The 15,934-nt window shown below is 65.3% G+C and carries 20 protein-coding genes; 2 read left to right on the top strand and 18 right to left on the bottom strand.

Annotated elements, in window-relative coordinates:
• Positions 1-115: 115 nt before the first annotated feature.
• The 5 genes from ABZW96_RS36395 to ABZW96_RS36375 all read right to left on the bottom strand — a co-directional run bounded on the left by ABZW96_RS36395 (position 116) and on the right by ABZW96_RS36375 (position 1,985).
• Entirely contained in the window at positions 116-466 is a 351-nt protein-coding gene (locus tag ABZW96_RS36395) for a hypothetical protein (RefSeq protein ID WP_355081290.1), read from the bottom strand.
• A gap of 174 nt (positions 467-640) precedes the next feature.
• Entirely contained in the window at positions 641-1,012 is a 372-nt protein-coding gene (locus ABZW96_RS36390; RefSeq protein ID WP_355081288.1) for a hypothetical protein, read from the bottom strand.
• Between the two features lie 114 nt (positions 1,013-1,126).
• Positions 1,127-1,498 (bottom strand): hypothetical protein, encoded by a 372-nt coding sequence (locus tag ABZW96_RS36385; protein WP_355081286.1) that lies wholly within the window; start codon positions 1,496-1,498, stop codon positions 1,127-1,129.
• Positions 1,499-1,541: 43 nt separating this feature from the next.
• A complete protein-coding gene (locus ABZW96_RS36380) occupies positions 1,542-1,694 on the bottom strand; it encodes a hypothetical protein (RefSeq protein WP_355081284.1) in 153 nt (50 codons plus the stop codon).
• Between the two features lie 18 nt (positions 1,695-1,712).
• A complete protein-coding gene (locus ABZW96_RS36375) occupies positions 1,713-1,985 on the bottom strand; it encodes a hypothetical protein (RefSeq protein ID WP_355081282.1) in 273 nt (90 codons plus the stop codon).
• A gap of 139 nt (positions 1,986-2,124) precedes the next feature.
• On the opposite strand from ABZW96_RS36375, the gene ABZW96_RS36370 reads away from it, so the two are divergent.
• Positions 2,125-2,562 carry a hypothetical protein gene (locus tag ABZW96_RS36370; protein WP_355081281.1) on the top strand — a complete coding sequence of 146 codons (438 nt, stop codon included), beginning with the start codon at positions 2,125-2,127 and terminating at the stop codon, positions 2,560-2,562.
• Here ABZW96_RS36370 and ABZW96_RS36365 read toward each other — a convergent pair.
• The 9 genes from ABZW96_RS36365 to ABZW96_RS36325 all read right to left on the bottom strand — a co-directional run bounded on the left by ABZW96_RS36365 (position 2,455) and on the right by ABZW96_RS36325 (position 9,886).
• Complete coding sequence (locus ABZW96_RS36365) at positions 2,455-4,290, bottom strand: hypothetical protein (RefSeq protein ID WP_355081279.1); 1,836 nt, start codon at positions 4,288-4,290, stop codon at positions 2,455-2,457. The genes ABZW96_RS36370 and ABZW96_RS36365 overlap by 108 nt on opposite strands.
• Before the next feature lie 745 nt (positions 4,291-5,035).
• The gene (locus ABZW96_RS36360) at positions 5,036-5,458 is read right to left on the bottom strand and encodes a hypothetical protein (RefSeq protein ID WP_159850922.1); all 423 of its coding nucleotides are present in this window, start codon (positions 5,456-5,458) and stop codon (positions 5,036-5,038) included.
• A 12-nt stretch (positions 5,459-5,470) separates the two neighbouring features.
• Positions 5,471-7,351: a hypothetical protein gene (locus ABZW96_RS36355; RefSeq protein ID WP_355081277.1), complete on the bottom strand. Its 1,881-nt coding sequence runs from the start codon at positions 7,349-7,351 to the stop codon at positions 5,471-5,473.
• Between the two features lie 250 nt (positions 7,352-7,601).
• A complete protein-coding gene (locus tag ABZW96_RS36350) occupies positions 7,602-7,940 on the bottom strand; it encodes a hypothetical protein (RefSeq protein WP_355081292.1) in 339 nt (112 codons plus the stop codon).
• Positions 7,941-8,016: 76 nt separating this feature from the next.
• Positions 8,017-8,367, bottom strand: a complete 351-nt coding sequence (locus tag ABZW96_RS36345) for a hypothetical protein (protein WP_355081290.1) — start codon at positions 8,365-8,367, stop codon at positions 8,017-8,019.
• A gap of 174 nt (positions 8,368-8,541) precedes the next feature.
• Positions 8,542-8,913 carry a hypothetical protein gene (locus ABZW96_RS36340; RefSeq protein WP_355081288.1) on the bottom strand — a complete coding sequence of 124 codons (372 nt, stop codon included), beginning with the start codon at positions 8,911-8,913 and terminating at the stop codon, positions 8,542-8,544.
• A gap of 114 nt (positions 8,914-9,027) precedes the next feature.
• Positions 9,028-9,399, bottom strand: coding sequence for a hypothetical protein (locus tag ABZW96_RS36335; RefSeq protein WP_355081286.1), 372 nt, complete (start codon positions 9,397-9,399; stop codon positions 9,028-9,030).
• Positions 9,400-9,442: 43 nt separating this feature from the next.
• On the bottom strand, positions 9,443-9,595 hold the full coding sequence (locus tag ABZW96_RS36330; RefSeq protein ID WP_355081284.1) for a hypothetical protein: 153 nt from the start codon (positions 9,593-9,595) through the stop codon (positions 9,443-9,445).
• An 18-nt stretch (positions 9,596-9,613) separates the two neighbouring features.
• Complete coding sequence (locus ABZW96_RS36325) at positions 9,614-9,886, bottom strand: hypothetical protein (RefSeq protein WP_355081282.1); 273 nt, start codon at positions 9,884-9,886, stop codon at positions 9,614-9,616.
• Between the two features lie 139 nt (positions 9,887-10,025).
• Here ABZW96_RS36325 and ABZW96_RS36320 point away from each other — a divergent pair, with 139 nt between their 5' ends.
• Positions 10,026-10,463, top strand: a complete 438-nt coding sequence (locus ABZW96_RS36320) for a hypothetical protein (protein ID WP_355081281.1) — start codon at positions 10,026-10,028, stop codon at positions 10,461-10,463.
• On the opposite strand, the gene ABZW96_RS36315 is transcribed toward ABZW96_RS36320, so the two are convergent.
• The 4 genes from ABZW96_RS36315 to ABZW96_RS36300 all read right to left on the bottom strand — a co-directional run bounded on the left by ABZW96_RS36315 (position 10,356) and on the right by ABZW96_RS36300 (position 15,775).
• The gene (locus ABZW96_RS36315; protein ID WP_355081279.1) at positions 10,356-12,191 is read right to left on the bottom strand and encodes a hypothetical protein; all 1,836 of its coding nucleotides are present in this window, start codon (positions 12,189-12,191) and stop codon (positions 10,356-10,358) included. The two genes, ABZW96_RS36320 and ABZW96_RS36315, sit on opposite strands and share 108 nt — an antisense overlap.
• A 745-nt stretch (positions 12,192-12,936) precedes the next feature.
• Complete coding sequence (locus ABZW96_RS36310) at positions 12,937-13,359, bottom strand: hypothetical protein (RefSeq protein ID WP_159850922.1); 423 nt, start codon at positions 13,357-13,359, stop codon at positions 12,937-12,939.
• 12 nt (positions 13,360-13,371) lie between these two features.
• A complete protein-coding gene (locus tag ABZW96_RS36305; protein WP_355081277.1) occupies positions 13,372-15,252 on the bottom strand; it encodes a hypothetical protein in 1,881 nt (626 codons plus the stop codon).
• 250 nt (positions 15,253-15,502) lie between these two features.
• Entirely contained in the window at positions 15,503-15,775 is a 273-nt protein-coding gene (locus ABZW96_RS36300) for a hypothetical protein (RefSeq protein WP_355081275.1), read from the bottom strand.
• Between the last annotated feature and the right edge of the window lie 159 nt (positions 15,776-15,934).

Here is a 15,934-nt window from a genome sequence, read left to right as displayed (position 1 = left end):
TCCGGTGTGGTGGGGTTTTCTCGCGTTCTCCCTGGTCATAGCTCTAGTATAGTGTGCGGGCTGGAGTTTTGTCACGTTGTTTCCCGGACTTTCTTCCAACCCGCACAATTTATTCCTACGCGATCTTCTTGTTGGACTTGATTCGTCCGTCCAACCGCTTCCGCGTCTCGACCACTTCCTCCAGCACGTCGAAGAACTCGTCCATGAAGAACTTGTGCGCCTTGATCATCTGGTCGACCTTGTCCTCCGCGTAGCCCTTCGATGCGGCGTACTCTCGGACCAATTCTTCGTTGTCCGCGCGCAGGATCATGAGCACTGCGGCGTTCAATGCGATACCAACGTCGATCTTCCGCGAGCCGATTTCCATCTTCCACCGCGCGATCGCCTGATCGAGCAGCACCAGATCATACTCGCGCAGGCGAGTGGTCACCGTCTCGATGTTGTCGAGCTTGTCGACTGCGGCCATTGCCCGTTCCTCCCTCTCCTTGCGGGTTGCTATCTACAATAATAAGGTATTTTCCGCCTAATTTCCATTTCTTAGCCGGTTTCGTTACATTCTTTTCTTCCTTCCCTGGAGAAGAAGTATGCGCGTCCGCGGGCGCGGTCGGCAACTCGGCCGAGTGCACGGCGCGCCCTAGGCTCACAAGGTGGGGTATTCCGCCCGGCCCCGCGTGACGAACTCGGCGAATCCCAGAGACGCTGTCCACCGGTCTCGGTGCTGCTCGTCTCCGGCCTTGGCCCAGTGGACGCGGCCGGCGGTCAGGTCCACGATCGTGATCGGGTGGTCGTTGTCATGCAGCTGGGTGGAGACGCCGCCGCCGGCCTTGTCTCGCAGGTCGGAGAAGAGCTGGTCGATCAGGATGCGGGCGAGGTACTGCGGATCTTCCCAGCGAAGGCGTGCGGGACCGGTGATCAGCGCCTGGCGCAGGCGCTCCGGCCAGTCCTGGCCCTTGCGTTGCGTGTAGAGGTAGATGCCGACCACGGGCTCGATGTCCGTGTCTGCTGTGTCCACCAGGAAGATGTTGGCGCGGTTGCCCATTGGTGTTCGTCCCCCGTCTCGGAGAGGTTGGTGAGTTGTGGCGTGCCCCCTGTGCAGATGACTGCACAGGGGGGCACGGGGGCGTGGTTATCGGCCGAGGAAGAAATATCCGGCGTCCATGGCGCGCTGTGCGGCCTGAGCGGCGCGGATTGTGGTGATCAGGCCCTCAGCGCCCGCGTTGGACAACTGGTCTGCCGCCCGCTCGTTCGTCGACACTTCGATGTGCCACTCCTTGGTCTCGCGGTCGCGGCCGATGCTGACCGACCATTCCTCCCACTCGTCGAGCTCCCCGTCGACCATGTGCGGGAATTTTCCCACCCAGCAGGGATAGCCGCGCTCGTGCTCGGCGCCGATCAGGATCAGGCCCTTGTACCACTGGGCCGCGGCGGCAAGGGCGGGGTCGGTGGCCGCGAAATCCTCGAAGTCGATGAGGCCTGGTGCAGTCGTTTCGGTGTCCATTTAGGTTCTCTCCCTGTTGATTTCGATGTGTTCTGCCGGGTGGTCAGTCGCGGGGAGCCGCTTTGCGCAGGATCGTCTCGATGGCCTCGAGGGCGAGCTGGTGGTCGCTTTCGAACTTGTCGGCGTCGTCGGCGAAGCAGCGGCTGATGACCGCCAGGGCTTCGCGGATGGCGTGGGACTCCGGATTCTGTTCCATGCGTTGCTCCTTGCCCCGTCAGGCGATGCGGTTGAGTTCTTCGGCGATCTCGGCGATGCGCTCGGCAGCGCGGACCAGCTGCGCGTCACGCTCGTCGGCGGCCACACGGCGGGCGGTGCGAGCCAGGACGGTGCAGCGTTGCGCGTTGTGGACTACTGCGCTGGCCACCGGGTAGCCGTCGCGGCGGATCAGGTCCCAGTTCTCGCTCATGCCTCGGGTGTCGGATTCCTCGATGAGGGCGAACAGCTCCTTGCGGAGGGCTTCGTAGTCGGCGTTCGGGTTGCTGATCACGGTCTCGGTTCCCTCCGGTTGCTGGTTTCTTCTACTTCTATACTAACAGTTTAAACTGTTATACGTCTATAAGTCGGGAATTTTCGACTGTTAGATGTTCAGGTGGATGCTGGCCACGGGATCGGCTTAGTGTTTGGCCATGCCGACGTCGAAGAAGCGCGTCAAGAAGCAGCAGTCCCGCAGCAGGCAGTCCCGAAAGCACATCGAACGCTTTGCCGCAGAAGCGATTTCGGCGGCGAGCCGATCTCCTGCCCATGTGCCGGTGTGGATGTTCCGGCAACGGGCTGCCGAGCTGGCGGTTGAGCCGCCACCGCCCGGTGCTGAACCACTTCCGGCCAATTTATGGCTGCAGTTGCTTGCTGCGACACCGATTCGGATCCGAAGCAATGATGGCGCCGAGGTTGTGTCGTCTGTCGTGGCCATGGCCGATCGACGCGGCTTAACCGTCGATGAGGTCATCGATGATCTCTCACGAGGCCATCTCGCTGGCGAACTGTCCTGGAGTCCGGAGCACGAGGCCCACATCATCCCCGCCACCCTCGACGACATACGCCAGGCTTTCACTCCGCTGGATTGATCCGCTGTGATTGACGCCGACGCTGGGCACCCCCTCGAATCCGGCGGCGTGCCAGCACGGATCGCAGACCGCCGGCCGCGACGGCATCGACGTCCGGACGGTGCCGGGTGCTTCCGAGCACATCAGGCACGTCTGCCCCGCAGCGGCGTCGAGCTCCGCCGCGCGCCGGTCCTGCTCGGCCTCGGCCGCCGCAGCCACCACCTCGTCGACGACGGGCTGCTCCGGCTCCGGCGCGGCCGGATCCGATGGTGCGGGGAGATCCAGGGGTGGGCGGTCCAGGCCGGGGCAGAGGCAGCGAATCGGTGCGATCGGTTCGCCTGCACCGAATGCGACGATCCAGCCGGTGTCATGGCAGAGACCGCACTCGCCGCTGTATGCCTTGGCGGCGGCTTTCCGGGCCGCTTCCTGGCGTTCCTGGGCGGCGATGCGGGCCCGCTCAGCTTGGCGCTGCTGCTGCTCGAGCTCGTCCTGGCGCTGCAGCTCGCGGCGGCGTTCCCGCACGACGGCCGCGGGCATCGCCGGGATCTGCTCGGTCCAGTCCACGGCCGCCAGGAGCGCTCGCAGGAATCCGCCCGGGTTAGTGATCCGATTCGGCCAGCTGTAGCCCTGTTCGACCATGTAGCGGCTCAAACGGGCCGCCATGGCGCGACCGGTCCACCAGGTGCTGTCGATGCCGGCATCGGCGATCAGATCCGCGACCCAGCCGATGTGCGGGCCTGGAAGCCGCACGTAGGAACCCGATCCCGGCGTGCTGATCCACTGCTGGCGGTCGATGCCGGGGATGTGGTGGATGAGCTCGGCCGCCGTGCGCTGCAGATCCAGTGAACGCGGGCGGGGTTCTGTCCTCCTCCTGGATTTTTTCGAATTTTTTCCATCGCGCTCGCGCGCGCTTGGTGAGTAATTCGCTCCAGAACAAACCTCTCTACGAGAGAGGTTTGTAGTAGGTGGTCCCACGGGCCGATCCGGCGTCGACGGCGCGGTGTTGGCGGCCGCCGCTGCTGCTGCGTGTGCGGCGCGGCTGAGCCGTCCCAGCGACGCGGACTTGCGGCGCGGGGTGAGCGGGCGGGCGACGGCGGCGGCTTCGCGGGGGATCATCAGCGCCCACACCGACGCTGCCTTGGTTTGGGCGCCACCGTGGTGCAGCCAGGCCGCGGCCTGCTCCACAAGGTTCAGAGGCCGGCCGGTGGCCAGCGAGCGCGCCAGACCCAGATCCCGCAGTACGTAGCGCGCGCGGCGGATTGTCTTGACCTGGAAGCCGATTGCCTCGCAGAGGGTGGCGTCAGAGACGGTGACACCGCGGCCGGTGAGGCCATCGGCGTGCGCGGCGAGCTCGCTGGCGACGATGGCGACGGTGTCGGCGTTGGTGTGGTGCTTGGTGACCAGCTGCCGCCCGCGGTCGGTGCCCAGCAGGATGCGCACGGTCTCGATCCAGTGCTCAGGGCCGTGCCACACCGGCGTGGCGGCCTCGGCGCCGGCAGGGACCGGCAACGACCAGCTGTTGCCACGTTGGGTGGCGTTGAGCTCGGCGATCGTCTGCTCGAGGGCGGTCGCGTCATCGTCGATACCCGCGCGGTGGCGAACTTTCTCGACGATGAGCGTCGCGCCCGGGTGCGGACGTGCTTTACCATGGGACCTGCTTTGCAAGAGAGCAGTCCTTTCGAGGACACAAAAGAGGGACGCATCTGCTTTGCAGGGAGCGTCTTCGAGGTCGAAGGACGGAAGAGACATCCGTCTTTCGAGGACAGCGGGTGAGACCAATCGTTGGCGCGATTTGGTGGGTCACACCACAGCTGAACTGAGGGTGAAGTTAGGTATTGGTCAGGTCAGCGCTCCTCTAGTGGGTGACGGAATGTCCTGGCGCACAACGGAGTTCTGGCGGCAGCGGGGCAGGCGGGTAACGGCCGCATGCCCCGCGCGCCGGACGTGATCCGATGCGTGGTCTGTGAGATGGCCGCGGAGCGTACTCGACGCGGCTGTCGATCGTTTTGCTCGGGGTGCCGGGTGGCACATCGTCTCTGGTGTCCTTCGGGTCGGAGCCGGAATGCGACACGCCCTGTGAAAATGACCCGGTCCGTTCGGACGATGTCCGAGTGGGGCTGTATGGTCATACACGCAGGGCCCCTCATTTGAGGCCTCGCACCCAGCTTGGGTAACGGGAACCCCGGATCTCTTTCGCGGCCAAACGATGGGAGACCGGGGTTTCTTGCTGTCTTGCTTCGGTCGGATCGGCCGCTGAGCGGCCGCTCGTTGCTCTCACCCCACCACAATCGCACGGAAAAAGCCGTTTGCGACACGCACCCACACTGGGTGTGTGGATGCAGCGGGCTGTACATGCTGGGCGTGGTCAGAGCCCTGAGAGCTGTTGTATCAGGCCTCATTCCGGATCTGAAAGTGCACACCTGCACGGCACGGCGCGCAGTAGTGCGCCGTGCCGTCACCGAGCTGCTCGTCCTGGCGGCCCTGCGCGCCCTCCTCATGCGTTGGTGTCGTTCGTGGGACCGACGACTGAGCTGCCGTAGACCCGCATCGCCAGCTCGACGTAGCGGGCCTTTGCGGCGGCCGCGGGGATGGGGGCGTAGATGGTGTTGATCGCTTCCCAGGAGACGCCGGCGTGCCTCGCGGCGTCCAGGAGCTCGATCTCCATGTTGTCGAGGTGCTCGCGTAGGAGAGGAAGCATCTCGAGCATCCGCAGAATCTGATCCTCGTCGAGTGCCGACATGAACGCGAAGTTGTCGATGCCGTCGACCGTGGAGGAGTACAGCTCGTGCAACGCCGTTCGCGCGGTTTTGAGGCGATCGCGATGAGTCTCCCAAGACTGCTCGGAGTGCTCAGACTGTTCGGCGTGCAGCTGCTTGATGAGGTTGCGCATGAGCACCTCGTTTTGTTCCCAGTTCATGCGGTGTCCTTCTCAGAGGGAGCGGGGGCCGGAGACCTTGTTGGCGGCCGCGATCGCGCGGCCGACGGTGGAGTGCGTCAGTCCCATCGCTACCGCGATGGAGTTGGCGGTCGTCTGGGGCTGAGAGGCGGCCTCGTAGATCCGAGACAGTACATCGACGGGCTGTTTCGACAGGCCGCGCTCGATGACGGCGCCCGCGAGCTTCATCGCCTCGCCACGGGACAGTTCGCGAGTGAACGGGCCGACCTTGGCGTTGACCCGACGCCGCGAAGTCTGCGGGGCGGGCTGCTCGGCGTGCGCGAGCGCGCCGGTCACCGAGGCCTGACGCGCGACCGGCGCGCGACCCGCGCGCGACCCGCGCGCGACGGTGCGCCCCGCTGACGGTGCGGGCGCGGGACGAACCAGCGAAACCATCGCGCGCCGGTCGATCGCGGCCGTGTCGGAGGTGTCGTTCTCCTCGTCTTCCTCGCGCGCGACGGCGTCCTCACGATCGACGATCGACACAGCGTCAATACCCTGGTCGGAGGGCAAGTGATCGACGCGCGACACCTCGTTGTCGACCACGGCATCGGTGTTGACCAGGGCCTGGGCGTTCTCGTCGCCCGCGTGGTCGACGATCGACTCGACCGCGGCCAGAACGACAGCAGAGGCAGCGGTGTCCTTACCCGTCGTCGCGCGCGGGTCGATCGCGGGTCGATCGCGGTCTGTTTCGACGGTGTCGGAGGCGATGTCACGCGCGAACGACTGGGCGTCGATCGCGATCGACACTTCGTCGCGCGCGCTCGACGATTCCTCGGTATCGCGCGCGCTCGACAGGTTCTGATCGTCGCGCGCGCTCGACATGTCGCGCGCGCTCGACGGATTGTTGGTGTCGCGCGCGCTCGACGCCAGATCCTTGTCGCATGCGGAGTCGAGCGCCGCGCGCGCGGTCGAGGCCAGCGCGAGATCGACATCAGGCGCAGTCTCCTCGAGCGCGGGGGAGGAGAGGTCGACGCGCTCGGCGGCCCGGTGGTGCGCGACCGGAGCTGTGGGCGCGAAGGCGGTCGCCGGCTCGGCGGTCATCCGCGTCAGCTCGGCCAGCCGCTTGGCGATTTCGTCGGTCTCGGAGATGGTCTCGGCCACCGCGGCGATCGCTTGGCCATAGCGCTTGGACACCCGGTCATGAGTCGCCAGCGCGACGCCCATCATGATCGGCGCGATCGCGTGCACACCGACGCCGTAGACGTCGACACCCTTGTTGTCGTCGCCCCAATGCAGAAACGGGAAGGTGTTGAGCCCGACAGTCAGGACCAGCAGAACGCCCTCGGTCACGTGGGTCTTCCAGACGTCCTTCTCGTCGATGCGGATCCACTGGGCCGTGTCGCTGGTGGAAAGCATGATCGCGATCAGCACACCGCTGATCAGACCCTCCAGGGCGAAGGACAGCCAGAACAGCGGGTTGTCCTTGCCGTCAGGGGCGATGTTGTGCTGCACGGTGACCGCGCTGTAGGCCATCGCGGCGATCATGACGACGGTCAGGATGCGCAGCACCAGAGTGCGGCGCTTGTAGAGGTGCGCGAGAACCGATTGCGGGCTGGTGGCACGCCGCGCCTCACTGATGGCGCGCTGCGCCAAAAGCAGCTCCTCGGCTTCACGGTCCGCCAGCGCGGCCACGGTGCTACGGGTCCGCTCCGCCGCGGCCGCAGCCGAGTCCAGCCGGGCCTGCTGGTCTTTGCGCTGGTGATCGCGTACAGCCTCGGCCAGTGCCCGGTCCTCGGCCAGCTCCCGCTCGGACAGCGCATCGATGAGCGCCGGATCGTGCTGATGGGCCAGCACCGTGCGCGCCTCCTGGACGCGCTTCTCGAGCACCGCAGGCAGCTCGGTGGACTTCTTCTTCGACAAGGCGATCTTCATCGGGGACATCCTTGGGACGAGATGCGGGGTGGGGAGAGGCCCGGGCATGTTCATGATGCCCAGGTTTCCCTAACATTCTAACAGTTTAAACTGTTGACAGTTATTGATTGATTCTGCTTGGCAGTCGATCGGAGTCGGTCCCATACCCGCGGGCCCGCGCCTCTCGAACCGAACGCCCTCCACCACACCGTCACCGCAACACTCGGCGTGTCGGGAGTTGGCAGCGGTTAACACGCTGGTGCCGAGACCATCACGACGGGCGCGTTGAAACCTGGTCAGAGACATAGAAGTCCCGCTCAGTGGCGTAGAAATTCAGTTCGCCGCCCTCGAGGACGACCGCGTCGAACCCGACCTTCTGGCGCAGTAGCAGCAGCTCCCGCATCGCAGCGACGCCAGCGGGCCCGAGCCTTTCCAGGATCTCGGCGGCCTCTTCGGGGGACAAGCGCTCACTGAACTCCCTATCGACGAATGCGCTACTGAAAGTGCATGTCTGAGTCGGCAAGGGCTGGAAGTATGCGGCCATCGCATCGCTCCTGGGCGAGATGGGTTTCGTATTTAAAGAAGTTTTTCTCGCGTTCTCCCTGGTCATAGCTCTAGTATAGTGTGCGGGCTGGAGTTTTGTCACGTTGTTTCCCGGACTTTCTTCCAACCCGCACAATTTATTCCTACGCGATCTTCTTGTTGGACTTGATTCGTCCGTCCAACCGCTTCCGCGTCTCGACCACTTCCTCCAGCACGTCGAAGAACTCGTCCATGAAGAACTTGTGCGCCTTGATCATCTGGTCGACCTTGTCCTCCGCGTAGCCCTTCGATGCGGCGTACTCTCGGACCAATTCTTCGTTGTCCGCGCGCAGGATCATGAGCACTGCGGCGTTCAATGCGATACCAACGTCGATCTTCCGCGAGCCGATTTCCATCTTCCACCGCGCGATCGCCTGATCGAGCAGCACCAGATCATACTCGCGCAGGCGAGTGGTCACCGTCTCGATGTTGTCGAGCTTGTCGACTGCGGCCATTGCCCGTTCCTCCCTCTCCTTGCGGGTTGCTATCTACAATAATAAGGTATTTTCCGCCTAATTTCCATTTCTTAGCCGGTTTCGTTACATTCTTTTCTTCCTTCCCTGGAGAAGAAGTATGCGCGTCCGCGGGCGCGGTCGGCAACTCGGCCGAGTGCACGGCGCGCCCTAGGCTCACAAGGTGGGGTATTCCGCCCGGCCCCGCGTGACGAACTCGGCGAATCCCAGAGACGCTGTCCACCGGTCTCGGTGCTGCTCGTCTCCGGCCTTGGCCCAGTGGACGCGGCCGGCGGTCAGGTCCACGATCGTGATCGGGTGGTCGTTGTCATGCAGCTGGGTGGAGACGCCGCCGCCGGCCTTGTCTCGCAGGTCGGAGAAGAGCTGGTCGATCAGGATGCGGGCGAGGTACTGCGGATCTTCCCAGCGAAGGCGTGCGGGACCGGTGATCAGCGCCTGGCGCAGGCGCTCCGGCCAGTCCTGGCCCTTGCGTTGCGTGTAGAGGTAGATGCCGACCACGGGCTCGATGTCCGTGTCTGCTGTGTCCACCAGGAAGATGTTGGCGCGGTTGCCCATTGGTGTTCGTCCCCCGTCTCGGAGAGGTTGGTGAGTTGTGGCGTGCCCCCTGTGCAGATGACTGCACAGGGGGGCACGGGGGCGTGGTTATCGGCCGAGGAAGAAATATCCGGCGTCCATGGCGCGCTGTGCGGCCTGAGCGGCGCGGATTGTGGTGATCAGGCCCTCAGCGCCCGCGTTGGACAACTGGTCTGCCGCCCGCTCGTTCGTCGACACTTCGATGTGCCACTCCTTGGTCTCGCGGTCGCGGCCGATGCTGACCGACCATTCCTCCCACTCGTCGAGCTCCCCGTCGACCATGTGCGGGAATTTTCCCACCCAGCAGGGATAGCCGCGCTCGTGCTCGGCGCCGATCAGGATCAGGCCCTTGTACCACTGGGCCGCGGCGGCAAGGGCGGGGTCGGTGGCCGCGAAATCCTCGAAGTCGATGAGGCCTGGTGCAGTCGTTTCGGTGTCCATTTAGGTTCTCTCCCTGTTGATTTCGATGTGTTCTGCCGGGTGGTCAGTCGCGGGGAGCCGCTTTGCGCAGGATCGTCTCGATGGCCTCGAGGGCGAGCTGGTGGTCGCTTTCGAACTTGTCGGCGTCGTCGGCGAAGCAGCGGCTGATGACCGCCAGGGCTTCGCGGATGGCGTGGGACTCCGGATTCTGTTCCATGCGTTGCTCCTTGCCCCGTCAGGCGATGCGGTTGAGTTCTTCGGCGATCTCGGCGATGCGCTCGGCAGCGCGGACCAGCTGCGCGTCACGCTCGTCGGCGGCCACACGGCGGGCGGTGCGAGCCAGGACGGTGCAGCGTTGCGCGTTGTGGACTACTGCGCTGGCCACCGGGTAGCCGTCGCGGCGGATCAGGTCCCAGTTCTCGCTCATGCCTCGGGTGTCGGATTCCTCGATGAGGGCGAACAGCTCCTTGCGGAGGGCTTCGTAGTCGGCGTTCGGGTTGCTGATCACGGTCTCGGTTCCCTCCGGTTGCTGGTTTCTTCTACTTCTATACTAACAGTTTAAACTGTTATACGTCTATAAGTCGGGAATTTTCGACTGTTAGATGTTCAGGTGGATGCTGGCCACGGGATCGGCTTAGTGTTTGGCCATGCCGACGTCGAAGAAGCGCGTCAAGAAGCAGCAGTCCCGCAGCAGGCAGTCCCGAAAGCACATCGAACGCTTTGCCGCAGAAGCGATTTCGGCGGCGAGCCGATCTCCTGCCCATGTGCCGGTGTGGATGTTCCGGCAACGGGCTGCCGAGCTGGCGGTTGAGCCGCCACCGCCCGGTGCTGAACCACTTCCGGCCAATTTATGGCTGCAGTTGCTTGCTGCGACACCGATTCGGATCCGAAGCAATGATGGCGCCGAGGTTGTGTCGTCTGTCGTGGCCATGGCCGATCGACGCGGCTTAACCGTCGATGAGGTCATCGATGATCTCTCACGAGGCCATCTCGCTGGCGAACTGTCCTGGAGTCCGGAGCACGAGGCCCACATCATCCCCGCCACCCTCGACGACATACGCCAGGCTTTCACTCCGCTGGATTGATCCGCTGTGATTGACGCCGACGCTGGGCACCCCCTCGAATCCGGCGGCGTGCCAGCACGGATCGCAGACCGCCGGCCGCGACGGCATCGACGTCCGGACGGTGCCGGGTGCTTCCGAGCACATCAGGCACGTCTGCCCCGCAGCGGCGTCGAGCTCCGCCGCGCGCCGGTCCTGCTCGGCCTCGGCCGCCGCAGCCACCACCTCGTCGACGACGGGCTGCTCCGGCTCCGGCGCGGCCGGATCCGATGGTGCGGGGAGATCCAGGGGTGGGCGGTCCAGGCCGGGGCAGAGGCAGCGAATCGGTGCGATCGGTTCGCCTGCACCGAATGCGACGATCCAGCCGGTGTCATGGCAGAGACCGCACTCGCCGCTGTATGCCTTGGCGGCGGCTTTCCGGGCCGCTTCCTGGCGTTCCTGGGCGGCGATGCGGGCCCGCTCAGCTTGGCGCTGCTGCTGCTCGAGCTCGTCCTGGCGCTGCAGCTCGCGGCGGCGTTCCCGCACGACGGCCGCGGGCATCGCCGGGATCTGCTCGGTCCAGTCCACGGCCGCCAGGAGCGCTCGCAGGAATCCGCCCGGGTTAGTGATCCGATTCGGCCAGCTGTAGCCCTGTTCGACCATGTAGCGGCTCAAACGGGCCGCCATGGCGCGACCGGTCCACCAGGTGCTGTCGATGCCGGCATCGGCGATCAGATCCGCGACCCAGCCGATGTGCGGGCCTGGAAGCCGCACGTAGGAACCCGATCCCGGCGTGCTGATCCACTGCTGGCGGTCGATGCCGGGGATGTGGTGGATGAGCTCGGCCGCCGTGCGCTGCAGATCCAGTGAACGCGGGCGGGGTTCTGTCCTCCTCCTGGATTTTTTCGAATTTTTTCCATCGCGCTCGCGCGCGCTTGGTGAGTAATTCGCTCCAGAACAAACCTCTCTACGAGAGAGGTTTGTAGTAGGTGGTCCCACGGGCCGATCCGGCGTCGACGGCGCGGTGTTGGCGGCCGCCGCTGCTGCTGCGTGTGCGGCGCGGCTGAGCCGTCCCAGCGACGCGGACTTGCGGCGCGGGGTGAGCGGGCGGGCGACGGCGGCGGCTTCGCGGGGGATCATCAGCGCCCACACCGACGCTGCCTTGGTTTGGGCGCCACCGTGGTGCAGCCAGGCCGCGGCCTGCTCCACAAGGTTCAGAGGCCGGCCGGTGGCCAGCGAGCGCGCCAGACCCAGATCCCGCAGTACGTAGCGCGCGCGGCGGATTGTCTTGACCTGGAAGCCGATTGCCTCGCAGAGGGTGGCGTCAGAGACGGTGACACCGCGGCCGGTGAGGCCATCGGCGTGCGCGGCGAGCTCGCTGGCGACGATGGCGACGGTGTCGGCGTTGGTGTGGTGCTTGGTGACCAGCTGCCGCCCGCGGTCGGTGCCCAGCAGGATGCGCACGGTCTCGATCCAGTGCTCAGGGCCGTGCCACACCGGCGTGGCGGCCTCGGCGCCGGCAGGGACCGGCAACGACCAGCTGTTGCCACGTTGGGTGGCGTTGAGCTCGGCGATCGTCTGCTCGAGGGCGGTCGCGTCATCGTCGATACCCGCGCGGTGGCGAACTTTCTCGACGATGAGCGTCGCGCCCGGGTGCGGACGTGCTTTACCATGGGACCTGCTTTGCAAGAGAGCAGTCCTTTCGAGGACACAAAAGAGGGACGCATCTGCTTTGCAGGGAGCGTCTTCGAGGTCGAAGGACGGAAGAGACATCCGTCTTTCGAGGACAGCGGGTGAGACCAATCGTTGGCGCGATTTGGTGGGTCACACCACAGCTGAACTGAGGGTGAAGTTAGGTATTGGTCAGGTCAGCGCTCCTCTAGTGGGTGACGGAATGTCCTGGCGCACAACGGAGTTCTGGCGGCAGCGGGGCAGGCGGGTAACGGCCGCATGCCCCGCGCGCCGGACGTGATCCGATGCGTGGTCTGTGAGATGGCCGCGGAGCGTACTCGACGCGGCTGTCGATCGTTTTGCTCGGGGTGCCGGGTGGCACATCGTCTCTGGTGTCCTTCGGGTCGGAGCCGGAATGCGACACGCCCTGTGAAAATGACCCGGTCCGTTCGGACGATGTCCGAGTGGGGCTGTATGGTCATACACGCAGGGCCCCTCATTTGAGGCCTCGCACCCAGCTTGGGTAACGGGAACCCCGGATCTCTTTCGCGGCCAAACGATGGGAGACCGGGGTTTCTTGCTGTCTTGCTTCGGTCGGATCGGCCGCTGAGCGGCCGCTCGTTGCTCTCACCCCACCACAATCGCACGGAAAAAGCCGTTTGCGACACGCACCCACACTGGGTGTGTGGATGCAGCGGGCTGTACATGCTGGGCGTGGTCAGAGCCCTGAGAGCTGTTGTATCAGGCCTCATTCCGGATCTGAAAGTGCACACCTGCACGGCACGGCGCGCAGTAGTGCGCCGTGCCGTCACCGAGCTGCTCGTCCTGGCGGCCCTGCGCGCCCTCCTCATGCGTTGGTGTCGTTCGTGGGACCGACGACTGAGCTGCCGTAGACCCGCATCGCCAGCTCGACGTAGCGGGCCTTTGCGGCGGCCGCGGGGATGGGGGCGTAGATGGTGTTGATCGCTTCCCAGGAGACGCCGGCGTGCCTCGCGGCGTCCAGGAGCTCGATCTCCATGTTGTCGAGGTGCTCGCGTAGGAGAGGAAGCATCTCGAGCATCCGCAGAATCTGATCCTCGTCGAGTGCCGACATGAACGCGAAGTTGTCGATGCCGTCGACCGTGGAGGAGTACAGCTCGTGCAACGCCGTTCGCGCGGTTTTGAGGCGATCGCGATGAGTCTCCCAAGACTGCTCGGAGTGCTCAGACTGTTCGGCGTGCAGCTGCTTGATGAGGTTGCGCATGAGCACCTCGTTTTGTTCCCAGTTCATGCGGTGTCCTTCTCAGAGGGAGCGGGGGCCGGAGACCTTGTTGGCGGCCGCGATCGCGCGGCCGACGGTGGAGTGCGTCAGTCCCATCGCTACCGCGATGGAGTTGGCGGTCGTCTGGGGCTGAGAGGCGGCCTCGTAGATCCGAGACAGTACATCGACGGGCTGTTTCGACAGGCCGCGCTCGATGACGGCGCCCGCGAGCTTCATCGCCTCGCCACGGGACAGTTCGCGAGTGAACGGGCCGACCTTGGCGTTGACCCGACGCCGCGAAGTCTGCGGGGCGGGCTGCTCGGCGTGCGCGAGCGCGCCGGTCACCGAGGCCTGACGCGCGACCGGCGCGCGACCCGCGCGCGACCCGCGCGCGACGGTGCGCCCCGCTGACGGTGCGGGCGCGGGACGAACCAGCGAAACCATCGCGCGCCGGTCGATCGCGGCCGTGTCGGAGGTGTCGTTCTCCTCGTCTTCCTCGCGCGCGACGGCGTCCTCACGATCGACGATCGACACAGCGTCAATACCCTGGTCGGAGGGCAAGTGATCGACGCGCGACACCTCGTTGTCGACCACGGCATCGGTGTTGACCAGGGCCTGGGCGTTCTCGTCGCCCGCGTGGTCGACGATCGACTCGACCGCGGCCAGAACGACAGCAGAGGCAGCGGTGTCCTTACCCGTCGTCGCGCGCGGGTCGATCGCGGGTCGATCGCGGTCTGTTTCGACGGTGTCGGAGGCGATGTCACGCGCGAACGACTGGGCGTCGATCGCGATCGACACTTCGTCGCGCGCGCTCGACGATTCCTCGGTATCGCGCGCGCTCGACAGGTTCTGATCGTCGCGCGCGCTCGACATGTCGCGCGCGCTCGACGGATTGTTGGTGTCGCGCGCGCTCGACGCCAGATCCTTGTCGCATGCGGAGTCGAGCGCCGCGCGCGCGGTCGAGGCCAGCGCGAGATCGACATCAGGCGCAGTCTCCTCGAGCGCGGGGGAGGAGAGGTCGACGCGCTCGGCGGCCCGGTGGTGCGCGACCGGAGCTGTGGGCGCGAAGGCGGTCGCCGGCTCGGCGGTCATCCGCGTCAGCTCGGCCAGCCGCTTGGCGATTTCGTCGGTCTCGGAGATGGTCTCGGCCACCGCGGCGATCGCTTGGCCATAGCGCTTGGACACCCGGTCATGAGTCGCCAGCGCGACGCCCATCATGATCGGCGCGATCGCGTGCACACCGACGCCGTAGACGTCGACACCCTTGTTGTCGTCGCCCCAATGCAGAAACGGGAAGGTGTTGAGCCCGACAGTCAGGACCAGCAGAACGCCCTCGGTCACGTGGGTCTTCCAGACGTCCTTCTCGTCGATGCGGATCCACTGGGCCGTGTCGCTGGTGGAAAGCATGATCGCGATCAGCACACCGCTGATCAGACCCTCCAGGGCGAAGGACAGCCAGAACAGCGGGTTGTCCTTGCCGTCAGGGGCGATGTTGTGCTGCACGGTGACCGCGCTGTAGGCCATCGCGGCGATCATGACGACGGTCAGGATGCGCAGCACCAGAGTGCGGCGCTTGTAGAGGTGCGCGAGAACCGATTGCGGGCTGGTGGCACGCCGCGCCTCACTGATGGCGCGCTGCGCCAAAAGCAGCTCCTCGGCTTCACGGTCCGCCAGCGCGGCCACGGTGCTACGGGTCCGCTCCGCCGCGGCCGCAGCCGAGTCCAGCCGGGCCTGCTGGTCTTTGCGCTGGTGATCGCGTACAGCCTCGGCCAGTGCCCGGTCCTCGGCCAGCTCCCGCTCGGACAGCGCATCGATGAGCGCCGGATCGTGCTGATGGGCCAGCACCGTGCGCGCCTCCTGGACGCGCTTCTCGAGCACCGCAGGCAGCTCGGTGGACTTCTTCTTCGACAAGGCGATCTTCATCGGGGACATCCTTGGGACGAGATGCGGGGTGGGGAGAGGCCCGGGCATGTTCATGATGCCCAGGTTTCCCTAACATTCTAACAGTTTAAACTGTTGACAGTTATTGATTGATTCTGCTTGGCAGTCGATCGGAGTCGGTCCCATACCCGCGGGCCCGCGCCTCTCGAACCGAACGCCCTCGCCCACTCCGTCAGCGCTACACTCGGCGGGTCGGGCGGTGGCAGCGGTTATCGCGCTGGTGCCGGGACCATCACGTCGGGCGCGTTGAAACCTGGTCAGAGACATAGAAGTCCCGCTCAGTGGCGTAGAAATTCAGTTCGCCGCCCTCGAGGACGACCGCGTCGAACCCGACCTTCTGGCGCAGTAGCAGCAGCTCCCGCATCGCAGCGACGCCAGCGGGCCCGAGCCTTTCCAGGATCTCGGCGGCCTCTTCGGGGGACAAGCGCTCACTGAACTCCCTATCGACGAATGCGCTACTGAAAGTGCATGTCTGAGTCGGCAAGGGCTGGAAGTATGCGGCCATCGCATCGCTCCTGGGCGAGATGGGTTTCGTATTTAAAGAAGGTACCTATCCACTAGGTGGTTGTCCACCATGTGGCGGGGGGATTGCGGATATCCCCTTGGGGCAAGGTAGTGTCAAGCTGTGCCGAAGCAACCCGAATACGTCTCAATCGCCGAGACG

Source organism: Nocardia sp. NPDC004168 (assembly GCF_040610355.1).
Taxonomy (GTDB): Bacteria; Actinomycetota; Actinomycetes; order Mycobacteriales; family Mycobacteriaceae; genus Nocardia; species Nocardia sichangensis.
Note: the sequence above shows the minus strand (reverse complement) of the source record. Positions and strands in the feature narration are given on the sequence as shown.

What these genes read in the sequence shown, in the direction of transcription:
- ABZW96_RS36395 (WP_355081290.1), bottom strand. Translation starts at nt 466, where the DNA reads ATGGCCGCAGTCGACAAGCTCGACAACATCGAGACGGTGACCACTCGC.
- ABZW96_RS36385 (WP_355081286.1), bottom strand. Translation starts at nt 1,498, where the DNA reads ATGGACACCGAAACGACTGCACCAGGCCTCATCGACTTCGAGGATTTC.
- ABZW96_RS36380 (WP_355081284.1), bottom strand. Translation starts at nt 1,694, where the DNA reads ATGGAACAGAATCCGGAGTCCCACGCCATCCGCGAAGCCCTGGCGGTC.
- ABZW96_RS36370 (WP_355081281.1), top strand. Translation starts at nt 2,125, where the DNA reads ATGCCGACGTCGAAGAAGCGCGTCAAGAAGCAGCAGTCCCGCAGCAGG.
- ABZW96_RS36365 (WP_355081279.1), bottom strand. Translation starts at nt 4,290, where the DNA reads ATGTCTCTTCCGTCCTTCGACCTCGAAGACGCTCCCTGCAAAGCAGAT.
- ABZW96_RS36360 (WP_159850922.1), bottom strand. Translation starts at nt 5,458, where the DNA reads ATGAACTGGGAACAAAACGAGGTGCTCATGCGCAACCTCATCAAGCAG.
- ABZW96_RS36355 (WP_355081277.1), bottom strand. Translation starts at nt 7,351, where the DNA reads ATGAAGATCGCCTTGTCGAAGAAGAAGTCCACCGAGCTGCCTGCGGTG.
- ABZW96_RS36350 (WP_355081292.1), bottom strand. Translation starts at nt 7,940, where the DNA reads ATGACCAGGGAGAACGCGAGAAAAACTTCTTTAAATACGAAACCCATC.
- ABZW96_RS36345 (WP_355081290.1), bottom strand. Translation starts at nt 8,367, where the DNA reads ATGGCCGCAGTCGACAAGCTCGACAACATCGAGACGGTGACCACTCGC.
- ABZW96_RS36335 (WP_355081286.1), bottom strand. Translation starts at nt 9,399, where the DNA reads ATGGACACCGAAACGACTGCACCAGGCCTCATCGACTTCGAGGATTTC.
- ABZW96_RS36330 (WP_355081284.1), bottom strand. Translation starts at nt 9,595, where the DNA reads ATGGAACAGAATCCGGAGTCCCACGCCATCCGCGAAGCCCTGGCGGTC.
- ABZW96_RS36320 (WP_355081281.1), top strand. Translation starts at nt 10,026, where the DNA reads ATGCCGACGTCGAAGAAGCGCGTCAAGAAGCAGCAGTCCCGCAGCAGG.
- ABZW96_RS36315 (WP_355081279.1), bottom strand. Translation starts at nt 12,191, where the DNA reads ATGTCTCTTCCGTCCTTCGACCTCGAAGACGCTCCCTGCAAAGCAGAT.
- ABZW96_RS36310 (WP_159850922.1), bottom strand. Translation starts at nt 13,359, where the DNA reads ATGAACTGGGAACAAAACGAGGTGCTCATGCGCAACCTCATCAAGCAG.
- ABZW96_RS36305 (WP_355081277.1), bottom strand. Translation starts at nt 15,252, where the DNA reads ATGAAGATCGCCTTGTCGAAGAAGAAGTCCACCGAGCTGCCTGCGGTG.
- ABZW96_RS36300 (WP_355081275.1), bottom strand. Translation starts at nt 15,775, where the DNA reads ATGGCCGCATACTTCCAGCCCTTGCCGACTCAGACATGCACTTTCAGT.